Here is a 13,727-nt window from a genome sequence, read left to right on the forward strand (position 1 = left end):
CCTTACCCTTCGAGCCAAAGGGGGCCAACATGTCCGTATTGTTTTGGAGTCGCTGTTCAATCGTCCTGAGCGTGTGTCTGTCCTTGCCGCTGGTCATCGAAGCCGGCCGTGCGTCGGCGGGAGACGGGGCCGATCCCGATGCGATCGAAACCAGGGAAGTCGTGATCAGCGCGACGAAAACCCCGGTGCCGGTCGAGCACCTCACCAGCTCCGTTCAAGTCATCACCGGAGAATATATTGAGCGGAGAAAGATCCGGTCGGTCATCGAGGCCCTGCGTCTTGCCGAGGGAGTGTTCGCATCATCGAGCGGCGGTCCCGGGACCGAAGCGACGGTGAAAATGCGCGGCGCATTCGCCCGGCACACCTTGGTGCTGATCGACGGGGTCATCGTCAACAGTCCCACCACGGGAGCGTATGACTTCGGCAATTTAACGGCGGAAAACATCGACCGCATAGAAATTCTGCGGGGCGCGCAAAGCATGCTCTATGGGTCCGATGCGATGGGCGGCGTGATCAATATTTACACCAAGCGAGGGATCGGCCGACCGACGGTCCGTGCGTTTGCGGAATATGGATCGTTTACGACGCTCCGCGAGAGCGCACAGGTCTCCGGCGCCAAGGGACCGTTTGATCTGTCGGCGTCACTGCTGCGGTGGGACGCGAGCAGTTTCTCCGCCATCAACTATCGTCGTGGTGCCACCGAGCGGGATGGGTTCCACAACTGGAATGCATCCGGCAAGCTGGGTGTTTCGTTGCCGAAGGACGGCCGCCTGGAATTCAATTTCCGCTGGTACAACTCGGATGTGAACTTCGACGGGTTCGCCGACAGCGGCGCCCCGGCCGACATCCTTGGTTCCAGGCAGACTACACGGAACTTGATCGTGAGCGGAGTGTACAGCCAGCCTATCACCTCCTGGTGGTCTCAGGCACTGACGCTCGCCCGCTCCAATCAACGATCCCTCATCACGAGCGGACCTGTGGGGCGGAATCTGAATACCGGGGAAGTCATCACGGCCAGTCCGCTTTCCTGCTTTCCGAACTTTGACAGCTGCTTTACGCCGTTCTCGACCGATTTGGAAGTCCTCAATCATCGATTGGAATGGCAGCATAATATCCAGGTCGGCAAGCCGCTCCTGTTGACGGCCGGATATCAGTTCCGGGAAGAGCAGGGAGATGCGTCAGGTTTCTTCGGCGGAGCCACCCCGAACAAGCGCCTGGCGTCGCATGCAGGATTCGCACAGGCGCAGGTCAGTCTCTGGGATCGTGTCGCCGTGACGGGAGGCATTCGCCAAGATCACTACAATATTTTTGGAGACGCGACGACCTATCGCGTGACGGCCGGCTATCTGCACCAGGAAACAGGGACGAAACTGCGGGCAAGCTACGGAACAGGCTTTCGAGCTCCCACCTTGAACGATCTCTTCTTCCAGGGATTCGGCAATCCCAATCTTCAGCCCGAGAAAAACAAGAGCGCCGATGTGGGTGTGGATCAGAGCTTGTTCGATGGCAAGCTAAAGGTGAGCGTCGTCCATTTTTGGAACCGTTTCGATAATCTGATCACCTTTTTATCGGTCCCCAGTCCCAACTGTCCACAAGCGACTTTTGGATTTTGTCCGGTCAACGTTGCCTCGGCCAAGACACAGGGATGGGAAACCAGCTTCCGATACCAGATCATCAAGGAGTTGTTCGCCTACGGGCAATATACGATGACGATGACAAGAGCCTACTCGGTGCCGGGTCGACCCGAGAACACGAGGCTTCCGCGATGGCCCTTCGATCAAGCCACTGCGGGACTCGAATATCATCCGATTGAAACCGCTCGCGTAAATCTCGATTATCGATTTGTCGGGGCGCGAAACAATGACACGGCGAATAGTCCGGGTCAGAAGCAAGGGTCGTTTGGAGTCTTCAACGTGTCCGCCAGCTACGACGTGACGAAGCAATGGCAAGTGTATGCCCGTGCGGAAAACTTGTTGAATCAAAGGTATGAAGAAATTCTGTTCTTTGGAACACCAGTGCGGTCTATCTTTGCCGGCGTCAAGCTGGTGTATTAATTGAGTCCAACATGACCTTCCCCCGTTTGATCATCGCCGGCACGCAGAGCGGGGTCGGCAAAACGACCGTGACGCTCGCCATCCTGGCGGCCTTGCGCCAGCGGGGCCGCCGTGTCCAGCCGTTCAAGGTGGGACCTGATTTCATCGACTCCGGCCACCACACGGCGGTGACCGGCCGCCCCTCCCGCAACTTGGACGGCTGGATGCTGGGGGAGAGCGTCAATCGCGAGATTTTTGTGCGCGCTGCCGCCGAAGCGGACATCTCCATTATAGAAGGGATGATGGGGTTGTTCGACGGCAGCTCGCCGGTGAGTGACACCGGGAGCACGGCCGAACTGGCAAAGCAGCTCGCCGCGCCGGTCTTGCTGGTGATCGACGGAAGCGCGATGGCCCGCTCGGCGGCGGCCATGGCATCGGGCTATGCCAAGTTCGATCCCGATGTCCATGTCGCCGGCGTCCTGTTCAATCGTGTGGCCGGGGAAGGGCATTACCGGCTGCTGAAGGAAGCAGTCGAAGCGGAGACCGATCTCGCGGTCGTGGGTTATCTGAAGCCTGATCCGGCCGTCACGGTTCCGGATCGGCATCTCGGTCTGGTGACCGCGATCGAAGAAGGTTCGACGGAACTCTATGACCGGCTGGCCAAGGCGGCAGCGGAGACGATCGACGTAGATCGAGTGGAGGCGCTGGCGCATGGTGCAGGACATCTTGCCTCCCTCCCTAGCCCTCCCCACTTGAGGGGGAGGGGTTGGGTGGGGGGATCAGTTCGCATCGGCGTCGCCTACGATCCGGCCTTTGGTTTTTACTATCAGGACAATCTGGATTTGCTGAAAGCGGAGGGTGCCGAGATCGTGAACTTTTCTCCGCTCCGCGATCGGGCGTTGCCCGACGTGGCTATGTTGTATCTCGGCGGCGGCTATCCCGAACTGCACGGCCCGGCGCTGTCGGAGAATGTGGGGATGCGGCAGGCTATTCGCGCGTTTGCCGAGCGCGGCGGAGTTATTTATGCGGAGTGCGGCGGCATGATGTACCTCACGCAAGCCATCCGTGATTTCGAAGGGCGCGCGCACGACATGGTCGGGCTGTTTCCAGCCGAAGCGGTGATGAAGAAAGCCGATCTGACATTGGGGTACCGGACTGTGGAGCTGTCACGGGATTGCTTGCTTGGAGCCGCCGGTATGATGGCGCGCGGGCATGAGTTCCATTACTCCACGCTGATTCCACGAGGGTCGCTTCAGTATGCCTGCGCGATCAGCGATGCGCGAGGGAGCTCAAGGGGGCAGGACGGGCTTGTGACGGGCCGTGTGCTGGCGCTCTATACTCATGTGCATTTTGCCAGCCGGCCGCAGCTGGCGGCGGCGCTGGTAGATGCCGCCAGCCGGGCAACCAGCAGGGTTTCCGCGAGTCAGACTGGAGTCTGATGGTCGATCAGGACGAGCATAAGGCCCGCATGCAACGGCTCAAAGCGTCGGTGGATCGGCGCATCGAGGCGGCGCAGCAAGAAAAAGGGTTGGTGATCGTCTACACCGGCGCCGGCAAGGGAAAGACCACCGCTGCGCTGGGCATGGCCTTGCGTTGCATCGGTCACGGCATGAAGGTGGCGGTCGTGCAGTTCATCAAGGGCGCCATCGACACCGCGGAAGAACGAGCGTTGAAATCGTTCGGCGACCGAGTGACGTTTTTGCGGATGGGCGAAGGCTACACCTGGGAAACGCAGAACCGCGAGCGGGATACCCAGTTCGCTCGGCGCGCCTGGGAGAAAGCCGGAGAATTTCTGTGCGATCCATCCTATCCAATGGTGATCCTCGACGAGTTCAATATTGCGCTGCAGCATGGCTACGTGGATGTGGCAGACGTCTTGCCGGTGCTTCGAGCCCGTCCTCCGATGCAGCATGTCGTGATCACCGGTCGCGCCGCCAGCGATGTGTTGATCGCAGAGGCCGATCTGGTCACTGAGATGAAACAGGTGAAGCATCCCTTTCGCAAAGGCATCAAGGCACAGGCCGGGGTGGAGTTTTAGGGAGATCCGTATGAGAGGGCCGGTGACCAAAACCTGTGAAGCCTGCGGCGCAACCTTTGAATGCGGCGGATACCAATGTTGGTGCGGGAAGATCGGCATTACAGAGCGGCAGATGGATTGGATCGCCGCACGATTCAAGGACTGCCTCTGTCCGACCTGCTTGGAAAAAGTCGGTGTCGGCGAGTTGGATCGGCAGTCCAACGATCGGTAGAGACGGTGAACGGGTGAAACGGTGATGCGGAGTGCCGGTCGGTTCTCAAACCTCGAGCGGGAGGCCGTGTACCGGTCGATTTTCGAGCGCCGTGATGTGCGCAAGAATTTTCTGCCGGCGCCGATTCCGGATGACGTCTTAACGCGGTTGCTGACGGCGGCCCACCATGCCGGCTCCGTGGGGTTCATGCAGCCGTGGGATTTTGTGGTCATTCGCGATCGTGCGACCAAACGCGCGGTGAAAGATTTGTTCGACGATGCCAACGCCGAGGCAGCAGGCCGATATACAGGCGCCAAGGCTGAACTCTACCGGCGGCTCAAGCTCGAAGGAATCGAGGAAGCGCCGGTCAATCTCTGTGTGACCTGCAGCCGCCGGCGTGGCGGCCTGCACGTGCTGGGGCGTTCCACGGTGCGCGAGACAGACTTGTACAGCACGTGTTGCGCGATCCAAAATCTCTGGCTTGCCGCAAGGGCCGAAGGAATCGGCGTCGGATGGGTCAGCATTCTGGACCATGGAGCGGTGAAGCGGATACTCGGGATCCCCAGGCCGGTCAAAGTGCTGGCCTATCTCTGTCTGGGTTATGTCTCCGAGTTCGCCGCGCGCCCCGATCTGGAAACGGCAGGGTGGCGGAGCAGGATTCCGGTTGAACAACTCATTCATTCTGAGTCATGGGGAAACAGGATGCAGGGCGTGAGGAGGAACGTGGATGCGGATCACGAAGGTGTACACGCGAACCGGCGATGCGGGGCAGACGCGCTTGGCCGGCGGGCAGCAGGTGTGGAAGGACAGTCTCAGGGTCGACGCCTACGGCACGGTCGATGAGTTGAACGCGTCGATCGGGATCGTGCGGGTGATGAATGCCGAGATGGGTGCCATGTACGCGGAAGCCCAGCAGTTGGAAGACGATCTGCGCTGGATTCAAAACAAGCTGTTCGACATCGGGGGGATTCTTGCGACGGCCCCCGGTCAGACCTTCAAGCACATGCCGCAGGTCACGGAGAAGGACGTGACGAAGCTGGAAAAGATGATCGACCGCCGCCAAAAAGACTTGGCTCCGCTCAAAGAGTTCATTCTGCCGGGAGGCGGAAAGGTGTCCGGCTTTCTCCATCAGGCCCGAACGATCGGGCGGCGAGCGGAACGCATCTGCGTGCGTCTGTCAAAAGAAGAGCCGGTCGATGCGGTTCTGATCAAGTATCTGAATCGCCTGAGCGATGCGCTGTTCGTGCTGGCGCGCTGGACGGCCAAGGTGCAGGGGGAGCCGGAGTTTTTGTGGGAGCGTGATGGCGCCAAGAAAACCGAATAGGCCCAACATGCCGGCGAAGCCGGCAGGGCGGATTATGTTCGTGCTGGGCGGCGCGGCGTCCGGTAAGAGTCAGACGGCGCTGGATCTGGCGAGGGGACTGGCTCCGCCGCAGGCGGTGCCTGTCCCCGTCGGAAGGTCGGTCCAAAGTGGACAGACACCACGCGCCGACGGGGGGAAGGGTGTCAGTCCCCGAGACGCCAGGAAAAGTATCAGTCCCCGGTTGGCCTTCGTGGCGACCGGGCAGGCGTTGGATGAAGAGATGGCCCACCGAATTGCCCGGCACCAGTCGACCCGGTCGTCGGACTGGACGACGGTCGAAGAGCCGATCGATCCGGCCGCGTGGTTCAGCCGGCATGCGCAGACTTATCAAGCGATCGTGTTGGATTGTGTCACGCTCTGGTTGAGCAATCTGCAGGGACAAGGCTTCCCGGAGGCGGCGGTGCCGGGAAAGGTCGAGGAATTGCTGAAGGCGATGAGGGGGTCGGGGGCCCGGGTCGTGATCGTGAGCAATGAGCTCGGCTTAGGTTTGGTGCCGCTTGAGCCGGCCGGGCGGGCGTTTCGCGATCTGGCGGGCCGCGCGAATCAGCAGATTGCCGCGGAAGCCGACGAGGTCTATTTCGTCGTAAGCGGATTGGCGCAACGCATCAAGTGAGCAGGCAGTGAGTAGGCTAGAGCGATGATCTCATTGAGCGAAACACTCGCGCGGATTCATTCGCCGGATCGGGGTCTCCTGACTCGGGCACAGGAGCGGCTCGATCGTCTGACGAAACCGCAGGGGAGTCTCGGGCGTCTTGAAGAGCTGGCCGCGCAGTATTCCATGATCACCGGCGAGTTGAAGCCGGCCGCGCCGCGCGGGGCGGTGTTCACGTTTGCGGCCGATCACGGCGTGGCGATGGAGGGCGTCAGCGCGTACCCACGCGAGGTCACGCGGCAGATGGTCTTGAACTTCCTGCGCGGCGGCGCCGGCGTCAACGTGCTGGCGCGCCACGCGGGAGCGGAAGTCCGCGTGGTGGATATCGGCGTGGCCTATGATTTTGAAGTCGCGCCCGGGCTGATTCACAAGAAGATCATGCCGGGGACGAACAACTTCCTTCTGGGACCGGCCATGAGCCGCGAGCAGGCGGAGCGAGCGGTGCTGGTGGGAGCGGAGTTGGCTACGGAAGCGGTCGAGGGGGGCATCGGCTTGATCGGGACCGGCGATATGGGCATCGGCAACACGACGGCCAGTTCGGCTATCACGGCTGTAATGACGGGGCGTCCTGTCGCCGACGTGACGGGGCGCGGCACCGGCATCGACGAGGCGGCTCATGCGCGGAAGGTTGCCGTCATTGAACAGGCGTTAGCGCGTCATCGTCCAAATCGAATGGATGCGATGGATGTGCTGTCGAAAGTCGGCGGGCTTGAGATTGCCGGCCTGGCCGGCCTGATGCTCGGCGCCGCGGCTGCGCGGGTCCCCGTGGTGCTGGACGGATTCATTGCCGGAGCGGCGGCCTTGATCGCCGTCGCGCTCCAGCCCCGCTGCCGCGAGTATCTGATCGCGTCCCATCGTTCGGTCGAACGTGGTCATCAGGCGTTGCTCGATCACTTGCACCTGACGCCGCTGCTCGATCTCGATCTGCGCCTCGGTGAGGGAACGGGAGCCTGTTTGGGCATGAGCCTCGTCGTGGCCGCCGTTAAGATCATGACCGAGATGGCGACGTTCGGCGAAGCCGGCGTGTCGGAGCGTGACATGTGAGAAGTGACGCGTGACGGGTGACGAGTGAAAGTTGGAACCGCGGAAACCGAAAGAGGGCAAGCTGGCGCGCAGCCGGCGCGTTCTAATCTGCTGAGGCGTTACTCATCACGCGTCACGCGTCACGCGTCACGGCAGTTCATCATCGCGTGGCATTTTCTGACGGCGATTCCGATCAGCCGCGGGCACCATGAGCCGGCGGCCGGCGAATTGGCTGCGTCGATGGCTTGGTATTCGGCGATCGGCCTCCTGATCGGGGGGATCGTGGCGCTGGCCGATGTCGTCCTCGCCCGCTGGTTCAGGCCGGAAGTGGTGAACGCGCTCGTGATCCTGCTGCTGGTGTCGTTGACGCGGGGGCTGCATCAGGACGGCTTGGCGGACACCTTGGACGGACTCGCCGGCGGCCGGACCGCCGCGGAGCGATTAACGATCATGCGGGATCCGCGGGTCGGCGCGATCGGCGCGACCGGGCTCTTTTTGTCGCTGCTGCTGCGTTATGCCGGACTGCTGGCACTGCCGCAGGCGATGCGCCTTCCCGCTTTGATCTGCATGCCGGCGTTGGGACGTTGGGCGATGGTCGCGACGGCGTGGATGTCTTCGTATGCACGGGCGGAGGGAGGACTCGGGGCGCCGTTCCTGACCCATCTGTCGTTCTTCCACGTCGTCGCCGCGACGCTGCCGCTGTCTGCGGCGCTGGCCATCGGCCTGGGGCCGCGAGGGGCGGGCGCCGCGCTGGGGCTGGGAATCGCCGCGGTAGTCGGCGCTTGGGCCGCGTGCCGTCACTGGTTCGGGGGGGTGACGGGTGATACGTTGGGCGCGACGAACGAGCTGACAGAGATTGTGTTTCTCCTGCTGCTTCCGGTACTCCTGTGGCTGCCATGACGGCGGTCGAGGTGTTGTTGGCGGCCGTACTCGACGCGGCGATCGGGGATCCCCGCTGGCTTCCCCATCCGGTCCGCGCTATCGGAGCCGTGATCGCCTGGTGCGACGAGCGCGTGAGGCGTCTATGCCGCTCACCCGGGGCTCTTCGACTGGCCGGCCTCGGTCTCGCCCTTGCGATCCCGGCGGCGGTCTACCTGGCCGGCCGCTTCGCCATCGAACAGGCCGAAAGCCGGTCCCATTTCTTCGGCCATGCGGTCACGATCGGGTTGGCCTTCACCACGCTGGCCGGACGGGATCTGTTGGATCACGCCCGCGCGGTGAGCCGCGAGTTGCACAGCGGGAACATGCCCGGCGCGCGAGAAGCAGTCGCGATGATCGTGGGGCGCGACACAGACGACTTGCCGGAGGCGGAGCTCGTGCGGGCGACGGTGGAAACGATCGCGGAGAGCACCACCGACGGCGTGATTGCGCCGTTGTTCTATCTGACGGTGGGCGGCGCGCCGTTGGCGCTGGCCTACAAGGCGGTGAACACGCTGGATTCGATGGTCGGTCATCTCGACGAGCGCCATCGAGATGTCGGGTGGGCCTCGGCGCGGCTCGATGATCTGGCCAACTGGATTCCCGCCAGACTGGCGGCCCTCTTGATCGTGTGTGCGGCGGGACTCACCAGCGGCCGATGGCGGCGCGCGAGCGACAGTTGGCTGGTGCTGTGGCGCGACGGCGGCAAGCATCCCAGCCCCAACAGCGGCAGGCCGGAGGCCGCCATGGCGGGCGCGTTGGGCGTGCAACTCGGGGGCGTCAATTATTATGACGGCCGCCCGCAGGAGCGTCCGCGCCTGGGCGACGGGACAAGAACCTTGACGCGGGACGATATCGCTCGCGCGTCGCGCATCATGGTCGCAACCTATGGCTTGGGACTGGCGCTGGCTGTGGCGGCTCTATGGCTGACCTGACTTGTTCACAGCACGCACATGGCGGAAACGTCTATGCGGCGGCCCGTGAATTGGGGCGTTCGGTCGACAAGCTCATCGACTTCAGCGCCAGCATCAACCCGCTCGGTCCGGCGCCGGGCGCGCTGCGAGCCGTAAGACGGGCCCGTGTTCTCGAACACTACCCCGATCCTGACTGTTGGGCGCTGCGGCAAGCTCTGGCCTCTCGCTGGCGCTGCGACATGGATCAGATCATCGTCGGCAACGGCTCCACCGAGCTGATCCATCTGCTTCCGACGGCGCTTCGGATGCGCCATTTGCTCGTGATCGGTCCCACATTTTCCGAATACGCCGCTGCGATGGAACGGTCAGGCGGGCGAGTCACGGCGGTATTGGCGGACCGCGCCGATGGATACGCGCCGCCGCTCGTTCGCGCCATCGAGGCGATCGGCGCGAACGCACCGAAACGCAAGGCCAGCCTGCCGATCGATTCCGTGCTCCTCTGTAACCCCAACAGTCCGACGGGACAGGCGTGCGACGTGAAAGAGGTGGCGGCGCTCGCACGGGCGGCTCAGAGGCGGAACGTCCGGCTGATTCTTGATGAAACATTCGTAGACTATTGTGTGGAGCGATCGGTCCTGCCCGTTATGGATGACGTGGGGCAGGCCATCGTTCTGCGGAGCTTCACGAAGTTTTTTGGATTGCCCGGCCTGCGTATCGGGTATCTCGTCACCGACGCCGATACCGCGCAGCGGATCCGCGCCCGGCAGATTCCCTGGTCCGTCAATGCCCTGGCTCAGGAGGCCGCGCTGGCGGCGCTCGCGGATGAGCGCCACGCGCGGCGCAGCCGGTCGTTCATGGTGCGGGAGCGGGCGCGGTTCCTCCGGTTGCTGGACAGGCTCCCCGGCTGTGTGCCGTTTCCTTCGCAGGCGAATTTCGTGCTCATGGAGCTTCCCCGCGGATGGCACGCCCGCGCGGTCACCGCAGCCCTCCGCCGGCAGGGGATTGTGATCCGTGATTGCTCGACCGTTCCCGGATTGAATCAACGATCGATTCGCATGGCCGTAAGGGCGAGAAGAGACAACGATCGTCTCGTTCGGATCTTGGCCGAGCTGCTTGGTTCTCGGTGAGGCATGGGCACAGACCGGCGGGTCAGGATACGCATCAGCTACCGGGTGACCGGCGGTACGTTGGTCGTCGACTGCGGCACCCCCATGCGCGTGCTCTCGTCGGCGCCGTGGGGCGGAGGGTTGCAAACGACGCGCTACATTCTGAACCATCAGGTGGACGCCAATCCGGCTGCGAACGGATTGCAGACAGCGGCTCGGCAGCCGCTGATACCGAACGGCCACCCCTCGCGCCGGCTTCGGCAGGTCGCTTCCTCTCTAGGGATTGACGAACCCTGTGTCGGGCTCATGACCGCCGTGCCCATGACGCAATTGATCGCCGGCCGGGAAAAATCGAACGGATTGTGGGTCGAGTGTTTTGCCACAGTCGGGGTGACCAATGCGGTCTGCGCCGGAGAGCCGCACAACGGGAGCCGTTCCGTCTTACAGAAGCCGGGTACGATCAACCTCATTCTCATTACCAACGGCTGCTTGTCCCACGCCGCCATGGTCGGGGCGGTGCAAGTCGCGACCGAAAGCAAGACCGGCGTCTTGCGCGACCATGCGGTGCCGAGTTGGACCGGCCGGCGGGGCGCGACGGGGACCGGCACGGACGCCGTGGTGATCGCCTGCGCCCATCGTCATGAGGGACGGTGGTTGCCGTACAGCGGGACGCACACCGCAATCGGCGAGCTGATCGGCCGGGTCGTGACCGACTGTGTGACGCGAGGGCTCGCCCGAGCCAAGGAATGGCGAGCCCGATCCGGGCGGATCAACGTATGACCGCGAAGGCGATCGCCGTGCTGGGAACCGGTTCGGACGTCGGCAAGAGCCTGATCGCCGCCGGCTTGTGTCGATTGCTTGTCCGCACCGGCGTTCGCGTGGCGCCGTTCAAGGCCCAGAACATGTCGAACAATTCGTTCGTCACGCCGGAGGGCGGGGAGATCGGGCGGGCCCAAGCGCTGCAAGCGGAGGCCTGCGGGTTGGCTCCCCACGTCGATATGAATCCCATCCTGCTCAAGCCGGAATCCGATTGTCGCTCACAGGTGGTCGTCCACGGGACGGTCTTCGCGAAGCTGGATGCCTCGGCCTATTTCGAGGGCCGCGCGCAGTTGTTTCAGGCCGTGCAGGACAGCTATGCGCGGCTGGCCGCCCGCTACGACGTCTTGGTGATCGAAGGGGCGGGGAGCGCCGCCGAAGTGAATTTGCGGGATCGGGATCTGGTCAATTGGCCGGTGGCGCACCTGGCCGATGCGCGGGTGCTGTTGGTCGCGGACATCGACCGAGGCGGGGTGTTTGCGCAGGTGATCGGTACGTTGGATTTGTTGCAGCCGGAGGAACGCGCGCGGATGTGCGGGGTCGTCATCAACAAGTTCCGCGGAGACGCCGCATTATTCGAGGACGGCGTGCGCTTCTTAGAACGTCGGACCGGCCTTCCGGTGCTCGGCGTGGTGCCGTTTCTCCGCGATCTGGCGCTCGATCAAGAAGACAGTCTGGATGTGGCGATTCGGGATCAGCGGAAGTTTACCGTCGATCGAGTCAATATCGCCGTCCTCCTTCTGCCGCATCTCAGCAACTTCACGGACTTCAATGCGCTGGCTGCGGAAGAGGATGTCGCAGTCCGCTATGTCGCCGATCCGTCGGAATTGGCCCGCGCCGACGTGGTGATGATTCCCGGCAGCAAGAACACCATCGCCGATTTAGAATATCTGTTCTCGAAACGGTTCGGCGAAGCGCTGCGTCTCCATGTGGATTCGAAGAAAGAGCTCGTGGGCATCTGCGGCGGTTATCAAATGCTGGGACGGCGCATCGCGGATCCGTACCGGGTGGAACAGGGCGGCGACGTCTCGGGGTTGGGTTACCTGGACACGGAGACGGAATTGCAGACGCACAAATGCACGATGCAACTCGAGGCTCGGCCGGTGGGCTGGCCACTAGCGGGCGCCACAATTGTTCGCGGGTACCGGATTCATATGGGGAGGACGTTCCGCAGAAACGAGCGCCCCTGTTTTCAGATCTGCCGTTCGGACCAGAGCGTTCCGGAGAACGGCGAGATGGAGGGCGCCATCACGCTGGACGGGCTCGTCTGGGGAACCTCTATCCATGGCCTTTTCGATCAGCCCGGCTTTCGCCGGTGGTGGCTCAATCGTAGTCGGGGCAAGAAAGGCTTGCCGCCTCTCGACGCGCAGGTCTCGCAAACGGTGACGGCTCGTTTATCCGCTGAATTAAACCGCTGGGCCGATCACCTGGAGGCTCATCTGAATCTCGCCCCACTCTTCGCTATGCTCCGTTCTTAACCGGATTCGTTTTCCCAGACGTCCGAGTTTTCCATCGCCGCGCGCCCTCCCTCCTTGTCTGCCACGAGCCGGGCAAGAATTGTTACTTATTGCACAACAGTGCACAAAGGCAAGCAGAGTGCCGCGCCCGCTGATATGTGCGGGCGGACACAGCAATTCGTGTGTGTTTGGCAGCATTTGGATGCATTTCGACCGGAAGAAAACTCCCGTGGGGCCGATGAGTTAGATCGGCACAAAAGTTGCCAGAGCCACAGCGGGCTTCCTACGCGTTCTTTGCGGTTAGGGGCCGACGGATATGGCGATGCCGCGACTGCCGGAGGAACGGAATCGTTGAAACGCACGGTTTTCTTGCCAACTGTCGGCAAGTCGATACACTGGTGAGCACAACGCCAGTTGGTCTTCTCAAAGAGGAGGAGCGCTATGAAGGTGCGGATGTCATCACTGATTGTGGGAGCCGGCCTCTGTGCCTTGGTGGCGGGAACGCCGCAATCGGTCCGGGCGGGTGATGAGGCCGAAACCGCCGAGCTGTTGATCGCCTTGCTCAAAGCCGGCCGCGCCGTGGTGTCTGAACATCAGGCGCTGATCAACGATGCGTCGAAAGGGAACAAGGGCTTCACCGATGAATTCGTCGCACACGAGATCATCGAAAAATTCAAAGCCAAGACCCGTGTGGACCTGAGCCGCCCCAGCGGCATCCCGCAAGCGCCGGTGCTGCTCTCGCTGCTCGAGGCCGAGCGCGAGGTCGTGCTTGAAGCGCAGCCCGTCATCAATAAGCAGGGCGTCGCATTCAAGGGGTTCATCCCCGCCGTGTTCGCGCGCAAGTCCGGAGAGAAGTTCTACAAGAAGACCGGGATCAAGCTGAAATTGACCGGCACCGATTACCGGTACCCGGGCAACAAGCCCGACGACTTCGAGGCGGAAGTGCTGCGCATGTTCGCCGATCCCCGTCATCCGAAGGGCCAGCAATATGCCAAGGCCACGATGGTCAACGGCAAGCCGGTCATGCGCGTGATGGACCCGGAATATGCCGGCGCCACCTGTTTGACCTGCCATGGCGGGCCGAAAGGCGAGCGCGACATCACGGGCTCGAAGAAAGAAGGCTGGAAAGAAGGAGAATTGGCCGGTGCCATCAGCATCGTGATGCCCATGCGGTAAGGATCGTGACACACCATTCAGCGTAACAGGAGGAACGGACT

14 protein-coding genes are annotated in these 13,727 nt (G+C 62.6%); all 14 read left to right on the forward strand.

Features of this window, described 5'->3' with window-relative positions; translation table 11 throughout:
• The first annotated feature begins 29 nt into the window (after positions 1–29).
• The 14 genes from NITMOv2_RS08425 (at position 30) to NITMOv2_RS08490 (ending at position 13,686) form a co-directional block, all read left to right on the forward strand.
• Complete coding sequence (locus NITMOv2_RS08425) at positions 30–2,054, forward strand: TonB-dependent receptor (protein WP_083447875.1); 2,025 nt, start codon at positions 30–32, stop codon at positions 2,052–2,054.
• Between the two features lie 11 nt (positions 2,055–2,065).
• Positions 2,066–3,472, forward strand: a complete 1,407-nt coding sequence (locus NITMOv2_RS08430; RefSeq protein ID WP_053379444.1) for a cobyrinic acid a,c-diamide synthase CobB — start codon at positions 2,066–2,068, stop codon at positions 3,470–3,472.
• A complete protein-coding gene (gene cobO / locus NITMOv2_RS08435; protein WP_053379445.1) occupies positions 3,472–4,071 on the forward strand; it encodes a cob(I)yrinic acid a,c-diamide adenosyltransferase in 600 nt (199 codons plus the stop codon). Before NITMOv2_RS08430 ends, cobO begins: the two co-directional genes overlap by 1 nt.
• A gap of 10 nt (positions 4,072–4,081) precedes the next feature.
• Complete coding sequence (locus NITMOv2_RS08440; RefSeq protein ID WP_053379446.1) at positions 4,082–4,282, forward strand: cysteine-rich CWC family protein; 201 nt, start codon at positions 4,082–4,084, stop codon at positions 4,280–4,282.
• Positions 4,283–4,306: 24 nt separating this feature from the next.
• Positions 4,307–5,104, forward strand: coding sequence for a 5,6-dimethylbenzimidazole synthase (gene bluB, locus NITMOv2_RS22655; protein WP_145976235.1), 798 nt, complete (start codon positions 4,307–4,309; stop codon positions 5,102–5,104).
• Positions 4,989–5,585: a cob(I)yrinic acid a,c-diamide adenosyltransferase gene (locus NITMOv2_RS08450; protein ID WP_053379448.1), complete on the forward strand. Its 597-nt coding sequence runs from the start codon at positions 4,989–4,991 to the stop codon at positions 5,583–5,585. Before bluB ends, NITMOv2_RS08450 begins: the two co-directional genes overlap by 116 nt.
• Positions 5,563–6,237 carry a bifunctional adenosylcobinamide kinase/adenosylcobinamide-phosphate guanylyltransferase gene (locus NITMOv2_RS22660; RefSeq protein WP_238590494.1) on the forward strand — a complete coding sequence of 225 codons (675 nt, stop codon included), beginning with the start codon at positions 5,563–5,565 and terminating at the stop codon, positions 6,235–6,237. Before NITMOv2_RS08450 ends, NITMOv2_RS22660 begins: the two co-directional genes overlap by 23 nt.
• Before the next feature lie 24 nt (positions 6,238–6,261).
• Positions 6,262–7,320 (forward strand): nicotinate-nucleotide--dimethylbenzimidazole phosphoribosyltransferase, encoded by a 1,059-nt coding sequence (cobT, locus tag NITMOv2_RS08460; protein ID WP_053379450.1) that lies wholly within the window; start codon positions 6,262–6,264, stop codon positions 7,318–7,320.
• Between the two features lie 24 nt (positions 7,321–7,344).
• Positions 7,345–8,199, forward strand: a complete 855-nt coding sequence (cobS, locus tag NITMOv2_RS08465; protein WP_053379451.1) for an adenosylcobinamide-GDP ribazoletransferase — start codon at positions 7,345–7,347, stop codon at positions 8,197–8,199.
• Positions 8,196–9,152: an adenosylcobinamide-phosphate synthase CbiB gene (gene cbiB, locus NITMOv2_RS08470; RefSeq protein ID WP_053382031.1), complete on the forward strand. Its 957-nt coding sequence runs from the start codon at positions 8,196–8,198 to the stop codon at positions 9,150–9,152. The genes cobS and cbiB overlap by 4 nt, the downstream gene beginning before the upstream one ends.
• A complete protein-coding gene (cobD, locus tag NITMOv2_RS08475; protein WP_053379452.1) occupies positions 9,140–10,258 on the forward strand; it encodes a threonine-phosphate decarboxylase CobD in 1,119 nt (372 codons plus the stop codon). Before cbiB ends, cobD begins: the two co-directional genes overlap by 13 nt.
• A 3-nt stretch (positions 10,259–10,261) precedes the next feature.
• Positions 10,262–11,017 carry an adenosylcobinamide amidohydrolase gene (locus tag NITMOv2_RS08480; protein WP_053379453.1) on the forward strand — a complete coding sequence of 252 codons (756 nt, stop codon included), beginning with the start codon at positions 10,262–10,264 and terminating at the stop codon, positions 11,015–11,017.
• Positions 11,014–12,531: a cobyric acid synthase gene (locus NITMOv2_RS08485; RefSeq protein ID WP_053379454.1), complete on the forward strand. Its 1,518-nt coding sequence runs from the start codon at positions 11,014–11,016 to the stop codon at positions 12,529–12,531. Before NITMOv2_RS08480 ends, NITMOv2_RS08485 begins: the two co-directional genes overlap by 4 nt.
• A 420-nt stretch (positions 12,532–12,951) precedes the next feature.
• Positions 12,952–13,686, forward strand: coding sequence for a Tll0287-like domain-containing protein (locus tag NITMOv2_RS08490; protein WP_053379455.1), 735 nt, complete (start codon positions 12,952–12,954; stop codon positions 13,684–13,686).
• Positions 13,687–13,727 lie beyond the last annotated feature (41 nt).

The sequence above is a fragment of the Nitrospira moscoviensis genome (assembly GCF_001273775.1).
Taxonomy (GTDB): domain Bacteria; phylum Nitrospirota; class Nitrospiria; order Nitrospirales; family Nitrospiraceae; genus Nitrospira_D; species Nitrospira_D moscoviensis.